Below are 15,016 nucleotides of genomic sequence, written 5' to 3' on the forward strand. Positions count from 1 at the left end.
TTCAAAGATATGTAAAGAGATTAGAACGATAAAAAAGAGTGACATAAAAATACTGCATATTGGTTTTGTTGTTAGGTCCAAAAAGCCAGTTTTAGGTATAAACACTTTAGAGAAAGAAAAAGCTAGATCGTAATAAACAGGACAATAGAGAATTGTCAGTAGAGTTATATTATAACTTCATTTTTATACTAATAAATTTTATTTTAGGAATATAATATCTTCCAGATATAAACAATGTAAAAATATAAATAGTACTGTGTAAATAAAGTAAGTCAACAGAATAATGGCGTTGAATTATAAGTTAAAAGTTTTACATCAATACGTTAAATCAGGCAGAAACAGAAAAGTCTTCACTGCCTAGAATCCAACTTGGATATTAATTTGGGGATTTTAAGGGGAAATTATGTAAAATTTGAAATTATATTGGATATACGTGACTTTAGATTCTTAATATTCAACTAAATAAATAAAAAGTAATTATAATAATAATTCTTTAACGAAAATCCCTATCCAGGGAGTTTAAATTAACGTGTTTCATAAAAAGATTTACAGAAAAATGTTAAATAGAATGGTATATTATCGTATACTCTCCTTCAGTAACAGTACAAACCGATTAATCCAATATGAAAAATAGAAAAATTATAAAATTGATTTTAGAAAAATATTCTTTGAAGATCAAAAAGCAGATTGTTGGTCATTTAAAGACTAAGTATCAATATAAATCGTGAGTTTTGATTAATAAAGCTAAAGTCAATGAAACAGTCACTAACAAATTTAGCTTTACGAACAAATTAAGATTAAAATAAAAGCCTAAAAACATTCATAAAAAAATAAATATCATGAGTCATTAACATAAGAAAAAACGTAATATATTAGACTCAAAACTTGCTTAGGCTCACAGTTTTAAAGGCAAAAAACTTTAATTAAACCCTAAAAATCTAAAAAACCCTAAGAAACCCTAAATTAAACCCTAAAACAAACTCTAAAAAACCTGGAAAGAACGGTGATAAAAATGAAAATTAGAGTTGTAAGCTCAAAAGAAGAAATTGACACTTTAAAACTCAATGAGGAAATTGTCCATCTCGCATTCAGACCATCTAACAAGGACATTTTCAAGCTCATTCTGAAGTGTCCAGAGGTGAAAGCGATCCACATCCCGAGCTCATACAAGAGAACGATTTCCAGTTCTGCACAGATGTATCTTTCTATGCAGAACATTGCTCTGCTTGAAGGTGATGTGTGGGGACACAGAAAAGACATTAACGAATATTCCGAAGTATCCGAGCATGTGTTTGATCGCATAAAGGAACTGAAAGATGAAGGGCTTTCCGATGAAGACACCATCGAAAGACTTGTAAGGGAAACAAGACTCAGCCCTGACTTTGTGACCTTTATCATATCAAACTAAAGTGGATTTTTAAATTTAAAACGGATTCTCGAATTAGCCGGTCAAAGTCATGATCGGCATTCATTTTTTCTGCAGAATCTCTGCTTAAACTTTTTTATATCTCAAGTGTATGTACTGAAATAAACTTCGTAAGTATTAATCTATTCAGAAATATTTATTAGAAAAGATGTTCTAGAAACTGATGAATTTAAGAATGCCAGTTATCAGTAGGTTTATAGAGGAAAATATCTTCAGAAGCCTCATACAGGAGCTTTTATTCTCTCTGCCTCAGACTGCTTATCCGAATGTTATTTAGGCTTATCTGCCTTAATTTATCATATATCAATCAGTTGTATCCTTTACCTGCGCTCTTACTCTTCCCATAGGCTTACTCTTAGACCGTATTCCGTACCACCTGATATTAACACTTATGATCCAAAAAACATAAATGAGTCAAGAGAATAAACCTGCTTATAGTTCTTATAATTTAACTAAAAAATAGAGTAAATAGAGAAAAATAGGAGAATGGATCTAGTGACCGAATTCGAACGTGTGCTTGTAAACTCTTTTAACTCATATATTGAAGAAAAAGGCATAAGAGCCATCTCCTACCGGCTTAAGCAACACAGGTTTACCGCTCAGTTCCTTGACGTGCTTGTAGATTCTCTTGACCCTGACCTTTATCTCGGGATAGAATGCAAAAGTATCTCCGTGGATAAAGGAGCAACTGCGCTTTATTTTTCCCAACATTTTACTGTAGATAAAAAGGGTGTCCACCAGATAGATAGGATTTCAGATTACCTTAATAAATCTGGAAGAAGAGGATTCCTGGCAGTGGAACTTCGCCTCGGGATGGGACACGGTAGGGAAGCATATATGGTTCCCTGGGAAGAACTGGAGAAGAATTATCATACAGAAAGTCTCAAGCTCACAGTACAGGAGATCCGAAATTTTCCGGAAATAAAAAGGGACGGAAAAGATTACATAATAAACCCGAAAGAATGGGGAAGTAAAAACCACTGGGAAAAAGACAGTTAAACTGAAGCTTGCAGAGAATCTCGGAGAAACTAATGACTGAAATAATAAAAACATTCAGAAAAGAAGCAGGCAGATGTGCCGAAGAGATCAAGAAACACAGATCTGTACAAGTAGTATCTCATATTGATGCAGACGGACTGACTTCTGCAGGGATTATCTGCACAGCTCTTGAAAGGGGAAATTTTGAATATACAACCCGCTTTGTAAAGCAACTCGACGAAAAAGCCCTTGACACCATTGCAGATGAGAACCATGAACTTGTGGTCTTTACGGATCTCGGAAGCGGAATGTGCGAACATATAAAATCCCGCGGGATTAATGCCGTAATCTCGGATCATCACCAGCCTCAGGGAACTCTGGAGTTCCATCTCAATCCTCATCTTTTTGGGGCAAACGGTTCTTACGAACTTAGCGGTTCGGGAAGCACTTATCTTCTTGCTTCTGCCCTTGGAAAAAACCGAGACCTCTCCTCGCTTGCCATAGTAGGCGCTATCGGAGACATGCAGCACCTTAAAATGGGACAGCTTGTAGGGATTAACAGGGAAATTCTGGAGGAAGGTGTAAAGGGAGGGAACCTCGAGTTCAAAAAAGATCTGACCCTGTTTGGAAAGCAGACACGTCCTATTTATAAACTTCTTCAATATTCATCCGACCCTTACCTTCCAGGACTTACCGGAGACGAAGAAGCTTGCATAAATTTTCTTCACTCCCTGAATATTCGCTTCAGCCAGGATGAACGCTGGAGGCGCTGGATAGATCTTGAAATGTCGGATAAGCAGAAAATTATCTCAGGACTTTTCCAGTACTGCCTTAAATCGGGGATACCCTCATACAGAATTGAGCGCCTGATAGGTGAGGTGTATGTTCTTCTCAATGAAAGAGAAGGAACGGAAATGAGAGACGCCTCGGAGTTCTCCACTCTTCTCAATGCTACTGCCAGGTATGATCATGCCGATATAGGGCTTTCAGTCTGCATGGGGGACAGGGAAAATGCCTACGAAGACGCCAGAAAGCTGCTTGCCGAACACAGGCAGAACCTTGTTAACGGGCTTATGTATGTAAAAGAGAATGGGGTTATTCAGCTCGAAAACATCCAGTACTTTGATGCAGGTTCACAGATAAAGGAGACCATTGTGGGAATAATTGCAGGCATGAGTTCCACGATAGTTGAAAACCGAAACCTTCCGATTATTGCCTTTGCAAAAACAGATGGCGGGGTTAAGGTCTCAGCAAGAGGGACACAGGACCTCATCCGCAGAGGGGTAAACCTATCTGAAGCAATGTCAACTGTTTCTGCAGAAGTCGGAGGCGCAGGCGGCGGACATGATATTGCTGCTGGGGCAACTATCCCTGAAAATGCAAAAGAAGAGTTTGCTCGAAAACTTGATTTTTTCATAGGGGAACAGCTTCGACGAAAAGCGAATTCAGGATAAGGGGATGCTCCGAAAAATCGAATTCCGCAAATCGAATTCCACAAAAAGCAATTCGATCATGGTATAGCTTTGTAACAAAGCTGGAATATAAATTATCGTGGTTCTATCATAGTTATTTGACGTCTGCTGAACGCAGGGAAGAGCCTGGAGACTTGCTCTCTAAAGAGAAGGATGAACTAGGAAGCCCGTCACTTCAGTGGCGAGTAGTTCACGGGCTTCACCAGATCTTTCTATATTAAGGTTTTAGGCCAAATTTCTCAGACAAGATCTTCAATCCGGCTCATTTCCTTAAAGGAAATTAACCTCGACATTGCACTTGTGTCTATGGGGATTCCATACTCCTGCACAACAGCCATCGGATTTGTTCCTCCAATGACAACTATTCCGAGATGGTCTCTCTCAATAGGGACGTCCAGAACCCTTGTATTCGGTTCTCCCACTTCCAGAATTCCGCTGAAGCCTGCGTCCAGAAGATCGGAAAGGTTGCTCTCAATCTCGTCTCTTGCAACCATGGGAGCTTCCCTCAGATTTGCAAGAACCTTACCGGAACCTGTTCTGAGCATTTCAGATACTGAAGTAATCCCCTGAGACATCAGGATTTCAAGGGGATCTACAGTTGTACTCACATATGTAAGCACGTCAGTGAAGCGTACAGGAATTCCATTCCGTATCTGGACAACCCCACCAAGCTTCGGATTTACGGGAATTCCTGCTTTTAGCAGTACACCGTCAATAGTTATGCTGCATACGGTCCCGATTCCTACCTTTCCCTTCTCAATGGTCATGTTTCCTATTGATTCCCCTTCGGAAATTACTTTCACATATGGGGTCACGGAAAGTCCGCTTGAGATGACCATCTTGAAGATGCCGAGTACATCGTCCAGATCTTTTTTATCTATAAGCGAGAGATTAAGAATGACGTCTCCATCCATTTTCTTTGGATTAAATGTGGTTCTGTACATGAGATCTCGGATTCTGGATGATGTAAATTGAACACGGTATCCATTTTTTTGCATTTCAACCCTCCAGTAATTGAAAGTATTTGTACCTATTATAAGTTGTGTATTATTGTGAAGAAAAATATCCTTTCGGCCGATAGTAACCCTCTGCCTGTAAGCCTTTGCCTTCAAAAATCATAAAAGAAAAAGGTAAAATTAAAGTTTCTTAGAGGAGTCTTCGGGAAGAGATATTAGAATATGAAGTGTTAGAATATGAAGTCCTTATCCGTTATAAAAGTTCGGAGCCTTTTTAGAGCACTCCTGATAAGAAACTCATAAAGTCCTGCGGAGCAGTCAGGAATCTTAGCCTGTCCGCACTGTGTATGAGTTCATACATATTTTCTCTGGAGTCAAGCCCGAATTCATCAGAGCTTAGAGGTGTAACGTAGCGAATGGACGGAATTTCTCTGTAAAGAGGATTTTTGGCAAAACCGTCTTTAAGAAGGAAATAGGCAGCTCCGGAAAGCCTTTTTACAGGCTCATAGACAGAAGAAAAATCCCTGCAAACCCAGTTTGCCATCTCAAGAGTCTTTTCCGAGGCATTTATTGTTACATGTCCATATCCGGGCGGGACAAGTACCACATCTCCTTTTTCAGCTTTGATAACTGCAACATCCAGAACAATGTCCTCTTCTCCAGGCTCTACCTTTTGCAGCAGGTAGGTGGCAGAACCTTCAAGCACCTGGTAAACTTCAGGATAGGATACATCTGTTCCCGGAACCTGCGGGTGGTAGTGGCCCACGGTTTTAGTGTATTCAGACCCTAGCATTCCGGGAGGGATTCTTGTGATGTCATATCTGAGGTAGTGGGATTTAATGATCTCAAGATCAGAGTCACTTTTGGCAAGGTCCCTGAACATGTAATACATATCTCTATTTATCTCATCTGTCTTTTCAAACCATTCTCTATCAAACACCACATCTTCCATATCATGGAGTTTTCTTACATCTGCCACAGTGACTTTGTCCCCGAACTTCAGTGTTACTTCCATTGAATTCCCCTTTCTTTTAAGTATGCGGATAATCATCGATATCATACAGAGCCTGTTCAACTACACACATGATTCTGCCATAAAAGCTAACAGAAACCAGTAAGCCAAAATCCAGAACAGCAATATAGATTCAGTTATTAACCGACACAATATATACCTGTTACTGACATTTCTACTTTTTGGCGAAACCCTTAAAGGAAAACCACACGTTTTACGTCTTCAGAGCCTTTTCAACCATTTTAGAATAAGTAAGTTCAATAATGGATTTCAGGTTTACTATATCCTCTCTGTTGTATTTAACAAGCAGGGCAAGAGCTTCCTCATCTCCTTTTTCATACTTCTTCCAGAGCCGAACCGCATCAAATCCATTCATGCCATCCGTATCCTCGCTTCTGCAAATTCCGAGCAATTTTTCGATGTTTTTGAGGCCTCCTCCATATCCTATACGTCTTAAAGGATACATCAGATCTATATGGAGCTGCTTGAACTCTATTTCGGGAAATTCGGATTTTATGAAAGGGACATCAAAACGAGCTCCGTTAAAGGAAACAAGGAGCCTGTATTTTGAAAACTCCTCTATGATATCTTCAAGATTGATTCCCCTTACATACGTTTTGGTCTCATTCCCATTATAGATTCCAACAACAGTTATCTTATCCCTGCACGGGGAAAGTCCTGTGGTTTCGATATCAAAGAAAGCGACAGAGTCAGAAAATAGAGAATAGGCCCTCCAGTGTTCTGCAGAAGGGAGGCGTTGTGAAAAAAAGAAGCAATCTTTTGCGGCCAGATGTCTGGAAGATATCTTTATTCCTTCACATATTCTGGCTCTCTTGCTCGAAGGAATTGAAATCCTGCCTTCCATTTCAAGGAATTCGTCCCAGGTACGTATACCTGAGGCCCAGATTTTCTGTTCAAGCGCTTTTCCTACGCCCGGAATGTGAATATAAGTGTTCTTCAGCATTTTTCCCCTGAACCATTGGACGTGATCTTTAATAAAAATACTGCATAAGGGCTGAAAGTGATATAGAACACATATAGTTATTTCAAGTGGCTATAAATCCAGAGTTAAAATACGGGAACAGAGAAATAGTTAGCTAAAAAGCTGTAAATCCAGGTCAATTATTTTTACATATTTTTAAGAGCCAGATCTGTCTTATAAAATCACTCATAGTTCATGCCAACAAGATTAATATATTTAACTATTAATAATATGAGGTACTCTTTATCTCTGTGGGGGCAGAATATAAAAAGGGCTTATAGAATTTAACTTAATAAGATGGGGTAAAAAACAAGTTAAGAGTTCTAGAATGCCAAAAAAATAAATATTAAGATATAGTTACCACCAGACCTATTAGAAAAGAATCGATTTTTAGAGGCAGGATTTAAGGAATTCCTGCAGATAAATTTTGATACAGGTGTGCAAGTAATGGCTAAAATTTCCGTAATTGGTGCAGGAAATGTAGGTGCGACCACAGTCCAGCGGCTGGCCGAACTGGAAATTGGCGAAGTTGTCATGACAGATATCGTGGAAGGCCTACCACAGGGAAAAGCTCTCGACCTTATGCAGGCAGGAGCAATTAATGGTTATGATACCAGGGTAACAGGTACTAACGACTATGCGGATATTGCAGGCTCGGACCTGATAATTATTACAGCAGGGATTGCCAGAAAGCCCGGAATGACCAGGGAAGATCTTATCAAAACCAATTCAAAAATAATAGGAGATGTAGCAAGAAATATTGCGAAATATGCTCCGAACTCTATTGTTATGAATGTCACAAATCCGCTTGACATTATAACATATGTAGCTATGAAGGCAACTGGCTTTGAGCCAAAAAGGGTCTTCGGAATGAGTGGAGTTCTTGATGCCGGTCGTTTTGCAAGCTTCATAGCAGAGGAACTGAAGTGTTCGAAAAAGGATGTTGAGGCAATGGTCATAGGAGGTCATGGAGATCTTATGGTACCGCTTCCCCAGTATACCACAGTCTCGGGAATTCCACTTCCGGAACTGCTTCCGGACAGGACAATTGACAGGCTTGTTGAAAGAACGGTAAACGGAGGAGCCGAAATAGTGGAACTTCTCAAGCAGGGAAGTGCTTTTTATGCACCTTCCTCAGCTATTGTGCGCATGGCAGAAGCCGTGATAAAGGATTCGAAGCGGATAATTCCTGCATCTGCATATCTTGAAGGGCAGTACGGGCAGGAAGGGATTTACTTCGGAGTACCGGTAAAACTGGGAGCAGCTGGAATAGAAGAAATTATTGAACTTAAACTTGAAAAAAGCCAGTTCGAGATACTCAGAAAGTCCTCAGAAACCATCCGGAGAGGAATTTCACAGCTGGGTTTATAAAAAAAGAGCCTGAAGAAACGCAGACAAATCAGAGATTAAAGGCAAGTACTAATAAAAAACAGGCTTCTGTTAACTGGCTGATCTCAAAACTCAACGGAAAAAATTCTTTTTTTCTGGCTGATTAGAGTAAATCTGGAAAATATGTTTTTTGTCGACAGGAGAGCTCGGTAAAACTGTAAGATATATAAGTATGTTTTTCATATAAGGTAGAGGAAGAAATTTAAATAAATTTAGGATGCATAGATAACTTAAAGTAATTAGCATAGCAGGGATATAATGCGCGCAGAACTCACATCACTCTTTGGCCTAAACATATACACAAATAATGGTGTTTATGTAGGGAAGTTGCAGGACCTTGTAATTGATGTAGAGGAACAGAAAGTAACAGGGCTTGCTGTTTCTGATATAAACAGGGAGCTTTTTGACCTTAGCAGCAGAGGTATCATCATTCCCTACCGGTGGGTTATAACCGCAGCAGATATTATTATAATTAGAGACGTAATCCAGAGATACAAAAAGAGAAAAGAAGACTGAACGGTCTTTTGAAAAAGTATATGAAAAACCGAGAAATCTATGCTGAAATGCGCTGTATCCCGCCAGTGGTCTTGCGCGCTGACGGCAGGAATTTCAAAAATACACTTTCAGGCCTGGGTTTTGAAAAACCATACGATGAAACCTTCGCCAGAGCTATGGCGGATACCGCTGAACTCTTCATGAGAAAAAGCGGTTTAAGCCCTCTTTTTGCCTATACTTTTTCAGATGAGATCAGTTTTCTGTTCACAGACCTTCCTTTTGACGGCAGGGTGGAAAAAATCGATTCTGTCGTGGCAAGCTTTCTTGGAAGCGCTCTTACAATAAGATTGCGGCTTGAAACCCCCATAGCCTTTGACTCCAGACTGGTGGCTCTTCAGAAAGAGGAAGTCCCTGAATATTTTCACTGGAGGCAACTGGAAGCCTGGCGCAACTTTGTCGTATCATGGGGGTATTATGCCCTCAGAAACGCAGGTGTTGAGAAGGATGAAGCTGCAAAGCGTCTGAAAGGAAAAAAAGAATGGGAAATCCATGAGATGCTTTTTGAGAAAGGAATAAATCTTGCGGCACTTCCTGCCTGGCAAAGAAGAGGAATTATAATCTCTAAAAAAGAACATGAAATCTCAGGTTTTAATCCGATATCTGGCAAAGAAGTAGAGTCTCTGCGAAGAAAAATAACTCAGAACTGGGAAATTCCAAAATTCAAATCCGAAGAAGGAATAGCGTTTTTAGAGAAACTTATTAATAGAAACTGAGTTTTTCAGAGTAAGAAATAAAAGGAATGTAGATGCAATGGACAGACTTGAGCTTATAAAAAGAAATGTTCAGGAAATTGTAACCGAAGAAGAACTGGAAGGACTCCTTAATAAAAAAGAAGCTCCCCGTGCTTATGTAGGATACGAGCCAAGCGGAAAAATCCACATGGGGCATGTCCTTACCGTAAACAAGTTAATTGATTTGCAAAAAGCAGGGTTCAAGATTACTGTCCTGCTTGCAGATGTACACGCTTATCTTAACAAAAAAGGAACTCTGGAAGAAGTCAGGAAGATTGCAGACTACAACAGACGTTGCTTTATTGCTCTCGGGCTTGATGAAGAACTAACCGATTTCATTTACGGTTCAGATTTCCAGCTGGGAGCCGAATATATGTTAAACGTACTCAAACTCTCAAGAGCAGTAACTCTTAACAGGGCAAAGAGGAGTATGGACGAAGTCGGGCGCGCAATGGATGACCCTACGGTTTCTCAGATGGTTTACCCCCTGATGCAGTCTATTGACATTGCCATGCTTGAAGTGGATGTGGCAGTTGGAGGGATTGACCAGAGAAAGATCCATATGCTTGCCCGCGAAAACTTAAAGAGCCTCGGATTTGAAACTCCAATCTGTATTCACACTCCTATCCTCCTCGGGCTTGACGGAACCAAGATGGCTTCTTCAAAGGACAATTATATTTCAGTAGATGATACGGAAGAGGAGATCTACAGGAAGTTCAAGAAAGCTTTCTGCAAGATGGGGGATGTGGAAGAAAACCCGATTCTCGCTCTTTTCCGTTATCACATCTTCCCAAGATACGAGACCATCATTATTGAAAGACCTGAGAAATTCGGTGGAAACCTTACCTACAACAGTTATGCTGAGATGGAAAGCGACTTTATAGAAGAAAAGGTCCACCCAATGGATCTCAAAAACTCAGCTGCAAAATATATAAATGAAATTCTGGACCCTGTTCGGAAAGTTCTTCTTTAAATTCAGGAAGGGTAAAGCCCTTCCAAAAATCATAGGAATTCTGGGGTAAAGGCATATTCTTGAGGGGAGAGGGGAGCACTATTAAATAATGCATTAAGATCCTGGATAAAATGTTATATAGCTATACTGCATAGAATATTTGGAGAGTTAGTTCAGAATTCCAGGGTGCTTTTTATGAAATATATTTACCAGGACTCTACGGAACTGCCTGTACAGAGGGATTTCATTGAGGATCTGAAGGCATTCATAGATATAACTGCTCGAGTAATTCCTCTGGAGAATTCTATCATAGAACTAAAGTGTAAACACAAAGAAGAGCTCCATAAATTGAACAATAGAATTATGGGAATGAACCTTTTTGAGGAAAAACTCAGCATACTGACCAAGAAATTAGCAGATGATATAGGTACTGAGGATTTAACATCCTGTATTGACGCAATTCTGGTCACGTGCAGCGAAAATCTCGGGCGAAAGCGTGAGATTCTCGAAATCGAGTCCGGAAAAATTAAAAGCGGAGCCGCTCAGGAGTACCAGAAAATTGAGATCAAGGTCCTTGAGGTTCTCACCCCTTTTTTAATCTCGGGAATATACGGAGCAGAAAAGAGATTTGAGCTTTCCAGCAATACAAACGGAATTTCAGGAGTAATGGAAGGTTCGATTTCAGGTATGCAGTATTACTACAGACTCTGGTTTACAGAAGAGCTTCTGACAGTAGAGAAACTCATTGGTAGCCTGAGCCTGCCGGGCTGGACAAAAACAGGAATTTTGCGTAAAGAAGAGAAAATAAAAATGCAGGATCTCTCCGAATTTCTCGTAAGCTCCCTTGAATATGACAGCGAGAAAAATATCCGTCTTATTCTTGAAAATAAAAAAGCGAATAGGAAGTTCAGAATAGAAGGCGGAGGGCTCAATTACTTTGTATACGAAGACGACAGAGAAATTACTGCGGACAAAGAACTTGGAGCTTTCATCGACATGACGGCTCTCGTTAAAATTCCGGAGAAAGTTCAGAACTACCTCAGGGCAAATATCCGGACTTATACCCTGTCAAAAGTTCTGCTTGACGAAGAGGATGCGGTTTCCACAAACCAGATTTTCGACTGCCTGAAAGTGATTGCTGAGCAGTACGGCGTGATCGTTCATGAGTGTCTGGCAAAAGGGCATAATAAAGAGGAAATTACCATCAAAATAGAAGAGGCCGACGGAACAAGAACCGAAAAGTATATCTCAAAGTCTGAAATGTACACCCGACTTTCTGATGTCGGCAGCGAAGGTGTTGAAATTGCCGAAATACTCGGCGTAGACAGCAGAGCTCAGATTAAAGACAGCAAATACCTGATTGTCTAATTTATTTAAATTACTTTTCAGGTTATCTTTTTTTCAGGTTACCTTTTAGATTTTTACTTCTTATATCAACGCGATATGTTTCTTTACTAAATTTTTATATTCATCGTTTTTGAGCCTTTTTTCTTTTTCTCTATTGTCCGTAAGGCTACGTAAGGTCATCTGTTCTGCAGAACAACTTTTTACTTGATATGTAAGATAGTGAGGAAAACTCACCAATAAGGAGAAAACATTTGTAGAGTTCGCTTTCCGATAAGTAAAGTTTGGGGGAAAGGAATTGAGAGTGTAGAGCCTTAAATACAGGGCAGGAGAAGTAATATATCATACAAAGTAACCCTCGTGCAAGTATAAACCTTTTGCAGATGGAGTTTACTGAAATTATCCGAGAAGAAATTAAAAACGTAATTTCGATGATTTACAGCTACCTGTTAATAAACTACTGATGTACCAGACATTTCCTTTATAGACATGTGGGGCGGAGGCTGCTTAAAATGAAAGGAAATTTTTTCCACTCTTTGGTTTACGTGTTGATAATAACGTTTATAATTTCTGGAACTGCTCCTGTTATGGTTGCTGCAGATGAGGGTATACCTTCCGAAGGTGACGGAAATTCAACTACATTACTGCCTGACCTGATAATTAATGATCTTTCCTGGAGTCCGGCTAATCCAGAAACCGGAGAACAGGTAACTATCACAGCAACGGTAAAAAACCAGGGAGATGCAGCTTCAGGATCAACAAATATAGTTTTTTACAGTAACGGAAACAATATAGGGCAAAGCTCAGTCCCTGAATTAGAAGCCGGAAACAGTGAAAAAGTAGATATCTCATGGAGCTCGGAAACTGAAGATACGGTGGAGATAAGTGCAAAGGTAGACGAAGCAAACTCAGTGGAAGAAAAAGATGAGAATAATAACGTCATAATTTCGGGCTCTATAACTTTCAAAAAAACAAAACTTCCAGACCTGATAATAAACAGTCTTGAACACTCTGCATATCCCACACCAGGAGACTTTCAGAGGATATATATAAGTATTAAGAACCAGGGAAGCGAGGCTTCACAAGAAACAAAACTATTGCTCTATATTGAGGGGGCTCCTGTCAGTGATTGGAATGTGCCCAGATTGTCTCAGGGAGAGAGCAGCTATTTTTCATATGATAGGATTACATTACCTGGAGATTCTGTAGAAATAAAAGCCGTGGTTGATAAAGACAATTTGATCAGAGAGAGTGATGAAGAGAATAATGAAAAAACAATTACCATGACAGTAGCAAGAGAGTTCCTTCCCGATCTCATAATCGAAGACCTTGTACCCGAATCAACTGAGGCTGAGAAAGGAAAAACTCTGAACCTTACCCTGAAAGTAAAGAACCAGGGAACAGCTTCCTCGGAAGAAGTTCTGGCAGAATACTATATTAACGGAACTGTCCAGCCTGATAAGATTCGCATTCCGGCTCTTTCAGAAAGAACAGGATCAAACATTACATTCTCTCTAACGCCGGATAGAGAAGGACAGATGGAAGTAAAAGTGATTATTCCCTCTGGAACATTCGTTCCTGAAAGTAATGAAGAGAACAATGTATTCACGAAAATCATAAATGTAAAAGTTATACGCCCGGACCTTGTAATAGAGTCACTTTTTTTAAACCCGGAAGTCCCAAAAATAAACGATAACATTACTTTCACAGTGTCAATAAAGAACAAAGGGCTCAAAGACTCGGCAAGCAGCGAGCTAAATTACTATATCAACGGGACCAACGTAACTCACAGCGGTAAAGTGTCAGTGCCAGCGATTAATATCGGAGAAACCACAAAAGGTACATTCTACTGGACTCCCGAAGAAGAAGGAAGCTTGATTATGCATCTGGTAGCAGATGCAGGAAATGCTATACTTGAAGACGACGAAACAAATAATAAATTAATTAAAACTGTTAGTATCTCCAAACAAACCACTTCCAGCAGTGGAGGGGGTTCAGGTTCCACTTCCAGCAGCACCAGCAGTAGCAGCATGGGGAGTGGTGTGTCCAAAGAGCCGGCCAGAAATGTAGAGGTTAAAGAGCTTGCTACAAGGAACATTATTAGTGGATACCATATAAAGTATGATTTCGCTAAAAATGTTACATGCGTCACATACATAGAGTTTGACTCAACGAAGACCTTTAAGAAAACGACAGCTACCGTAGAAGTTCTCAAGGAAAAATCCACTTTCGTTCAAAATAACCCTCCTGGGAGGGTATATAAGCAAATAAACATATGGGTAGGAAATAAAGGAGCAGGGCTTTCGGATTCCCATAAGAACGCTTATACAGGGTTCAAAGTCGACAAGGAATGGATAAAAAACAACAGTGTTAACGAATCCAATATAGCCCTTCTCTGGTACGATAATAAATGGGAGCCTCTGAGAACCGAAAAAACAGGAGAAGATGATAACTACGTTTATTTCAGGGCAAAAACATCCGGCTATTCTTGCTTTGCAATAAGTGAGTATACAGGAGAAAAGGGAACTGTAGAGGAATCCGGAGATGAAACGGGAATACAGGAAACCCTGAGAAGCTGGGATGGCGAAGGGAAAGCAATCCTGAGCAGCAGTGCAGAAAGAGAAGAAGGCATGGAAAAAAAGCCAATGGAGGCAGCTAAAACACTTATTGCGTTTTCTCTGCCGTTATTTGCATTCCTTGTAGGATATGCCGTGTTGAAGAAAAAGATCTGAAAAAGATTTTTTCTTTAACCCTATTTTTTTGTTACAAATCTTTAGTTTTTGACATCAAGTCTTTTCAGACAGCTTTTCTTGAAGCCAGAAGAGCTCCAATTACAGAGCCGATAATGCCTGTTATAGCAGTATGGGCTACAATGATGATTGTTATTACGAAAGCAGAGGCTACTACAAATCCCCCAAGAACAGGAGCTTCACGCAACACGGCTCCGAGTACCCCTCCAAGAAGAAAGCCTGGGATTATCATAAAAATCGTCATCAAGACTCCTGACTTGAGACCTCCTTCAAAGCCTCCATCTGCATAATAACCAGCCAGCAAGCCCCCAAGAAGAGGAGCTATTGCATTTACGGCAGGAATAAAGTAAAAAATCAAAGTACAGACCATACCTATTAGTGCACCAGTTATGGTTCTACCCATTATTTATACCCCCATATTAAAGCAAGTTGAACAAGAAATTAATATAATTCGATTTAATAATTGATT

The 15,016-nt window shown here is 39.8% G+C and carries 13 protein-coding genes; 9 read left to right on the forward strand and 4 right to left on the reverse strand.

Annotated features, from left to right (window positions below):
• Positions 1–1,012 precede the first annotated feature (1,012 nt).
• From MSHOH_RS18105 to MSHOH_RS18115, 3 genes are all read left to right on the forward strand, one after another.
• Positions 1,013–1,408, forward strand: coding sequence for a DUF1699 family protein (locus MSHOH_RS18105; RefSeq protein WP_048143623.1), 396 nt, complete (start codon positions 1,013–1,015; stop codon positions 1,406–1,408).
• A gap of 513 nt (positions 1,409–1,921) precedes the next feature.
• Positions 1,922–2,425: a hypothetical protein gene (locus tag MSHOH_RS18110; protein ID WP_048143624.1), complete on the forward strand. Its 504-nt coding sequence runs from the start codon at positions 1,922–1,924 to the stop codon at positions 2,423–2,425.
• Between the two features lie 32 nt (positions 2,426–2,457).
• Entirely contained in the window at positions 2,458–3,858 is a 1,401-nt protein-coding gene (locus tag MSHOH_RS18115) for a DHHA1 domain-containing protein (RefSeq protein ID WP_048141786.1), read from the forward strand.
• A gap of 257 nt (positions 3,859–4,115) precedes the next feature.
• On the opposite strand, the gene nrpRII is transcribed toward MSHOH_RS18115, so the two are convergent.
• The 3 genes from nrpRII to MSHOH_RS18130 all read right to left on the reverse strand — a co-directional run bounded on the left by nrpRII (position 4,116) and on the right by MSHOH_RS18130 (position 6,808).
• Positions 4,116–4,874: a global nitrogen regulator NrpRII gene (nrpRII, locus tag MSHOH_RS18120; RefSeq protein WP_048143625.1), complete on the reverse strand. Its 759-nt coding sequence runs from the start codon at positions 4,872–4,874 to the stop codon at positions 4,116–4,118.
• Between the two features lie 232 nt (positions 4,875–5,106).
• On the reverse strand, positions 5,107–5,847 hold the full coding sequence (locus MSHOH_RS18125; protein WP_048143626.1) for a glucose-6-phosphate isomerase family protein: 741 nt from the start codon (positions 5,845–5,847) through the stop codon (positions 5,107–5,109).
• A 211-nt stretch (positions 5,848–6,058) separates the two neighbouring features.
• The gene (locus tag MSHOH_RS18130) at positions 6,059–6,808 is read right to left on the reverse strand and encodes a ribonuclease H-like domain-containing protein (RefSeq protein WP_048141788.1); all 750 of its coding nucleotides are present in this window, start codon (positions 6,806–6,808) and stop codon (positions 6,059–6,061) included.
• A 465-nt stretch (positions 6,809–7,273) separates the two neighbouring features.
• Here MSHOH_RS18130 and mdh point away from each other — a divergent pair, with 465 nt between their 5' ends.
• The 6 genes from mdh to MSHOH_RS18160 all read left to right on the forward strand — a co-directional run bounded on the left by mdh (position 7,274) and on the right by MSHOH_RS18160 (position 14,529).
• The gene (gene mdh, locus MSHOH_RS18135) at positions 7,274–8,197 is read left to right on the forward strand and encodes a malate dehydrogenase (RefSeq protein ID WP_048141790.1); all 924 of its coding nucleotides are present in this window, start codon (positions 7,274–7,276) and stop codon (positions 8,195–8,197) included.
• Between the two features lie 276 nt (positions 8,198–8,473).
• Positions 8,474–8,731 carry a PRC-barrel domain-containing protein gene (locus tag MSHOH_RS18140; RefSeq protein WP_048129484.1) on the forward strand — a complete coding sequence of 86 codons (258 nt, stop codon included), beginning with the start codon at positions 8,474–8,476 and terminating at the stop codon, positions 8,729–8,731.
• Between the two features lie 20 nt (positions 8,732–8,751).
• Entirely contained in the window at positions 8,752–9,483 is a 732-nt protein-coding gene (locus MSHOH_RS18145) for a tRNA(His) guanylyltransferase Thg1 family protein (protein WP_048141792.1), read from the forward strand.
• Between the two features lie 37 nt (positions 9,484–9,520).
• Complete coding sequence (locus tag MSHOH_RS18150; protein WP_048141794.1) at positions 9,521–10,474, forward strand: tyrosine--tRNA ligase; 954 nt, start codon at positions 9,521–9,523, stop codon at positions 10,472–10,474.
• Between the two features lie 174 nt (positions 10,475–10,648).
• Entirely contained in the window at positions 10,649–11,821 is a 1,173-nt protein-coding gene (locus tag MSHOH_RS18155) for a hypothetical protein (RefSeq protein WP_048141796.1), read from the forward strand.
• A gap of 488 nt (positions 11,822–12,309) precedes the next feature.
• Positions 12,310–14,529: a CARDB domain-containing protein gene (locus tag MSHOH_RS18160; protein ID WP_082089414.1), complete on the forward strand. Its 2,220-nt coding sequence runs from the start codon at positions 12,310–12,312 to the stop codon at positions 14,527–14,529.
• A gap of 64 nt (positions 14,530–14,593) precedes the next feature.
• Here MSHOH_RS18160 and MSHOH_RS18165 read toward each other — a convergent pair whose 3' ends face one another.
• Positions 14,594–14,950: a DUF5518 domain-containing protein gene (locus MSHOH_RS18165; protein WP_048141800.1), complete on the reverse strand. Its 357-nt coding sequence runs from the start codon at positions 14,948–14,950 to the stop codon at positions 14,594–14,596.
• Between the last annotated feature and the right edge of the window lie 66 nt (positions 14,951–15,016).

This window comes from Methanosarcina horonobensis HB-1 = JCM 15518 (assembly GCF_000970285.1).
GTDB classification, from domain to species: domain Archaea; phylum Halobacteriota; class Methanosarcinia; order Methanosarcinales; family Methanosarcinaceae; genus Methanosarcina; species Methanosarcina horonobensis.

Coding starts and splice junctions, on each gene's coding strand:
- nrpRII (WP_048143625.1), bottom strand. CDS start 4,874: ATGCAAAAAAATGGATACCGTGTTCAATTTACATCATCCAGAATCCGA.
- MSHOH_RS18115 (WP_048141786.1), top strand. CDS start 2,458: ATGACTGAAATAATAAAAACATTCAGAAAAGAAGCAGGCAGATGTGCC.
- MSHOH_RS18145 (WP_048141792.1), top strand. CDS start 8,752: ATGAAAAACCGAGAAATCTATGCTGAAATGCGCTGTATCCCGCCAGTG.
- MSHOH_RS18130 (WP_048141788.1), bottom strand. CDS start 6,808: ATGCTGAAGAACACTTATATTCACATTCCGGGCGTAGGAAAAGCGCTT.
- MSHOH_RS18160 (WP_082089414.1), top strand. CDS start 12,310: ATGAAAGGAAATTTTTTCCACTCTTTGGTTTACGTGTTGATAATAACG.
- mdh (WP_048141790.1), top strand. CDS start 7,274: ATGGCTAAAATTTCCGTAATTGGTGCAGGAAATGTAGGTGCGACCACA.
- MSHOH_RS18155 (WP_048141796.1), top strand. CDS start 10,649: ATGAAATATATTTACCAGGACTCTACGGAACTGCCTGTACAGAGGGAT.
- MSHOH_RS18105 (WP_048143623.1), top strand. CDS start 1,013: ATGAAAATTAGAGTTGTAAGCTCAAAAGAAGAAATTGACACTTTAAAA.
- MSHOH_RS18125 (WP_048143626.1), bottom strand. CDS start 5,847: ATGGAAGTAACACTGAAGTTCGGGGACAAAGTCACTGTGGCAGATGTA.
- MSHOH_RS18165 (WP_048141800.1), bottom strand. CDS start 14,950: ATGGGTAGAACCATAACTGGTGCACTAATAGGTATGGTCTGTACTTTG.
- MSHOH_RS18150 (WP_048141794.1), top strand. CDS start 9,521: ATGGACAGACTTGAGCTTATAAAAAGAAATGTTCAGGAAATTGTAACC.
- MSHOH_RS18140 (WP_048129484.1), top strand. CDS start 8,474: ATGCGCGCAGAACTCACATCACTCTTTGGCCTAAACATATACACAAAT.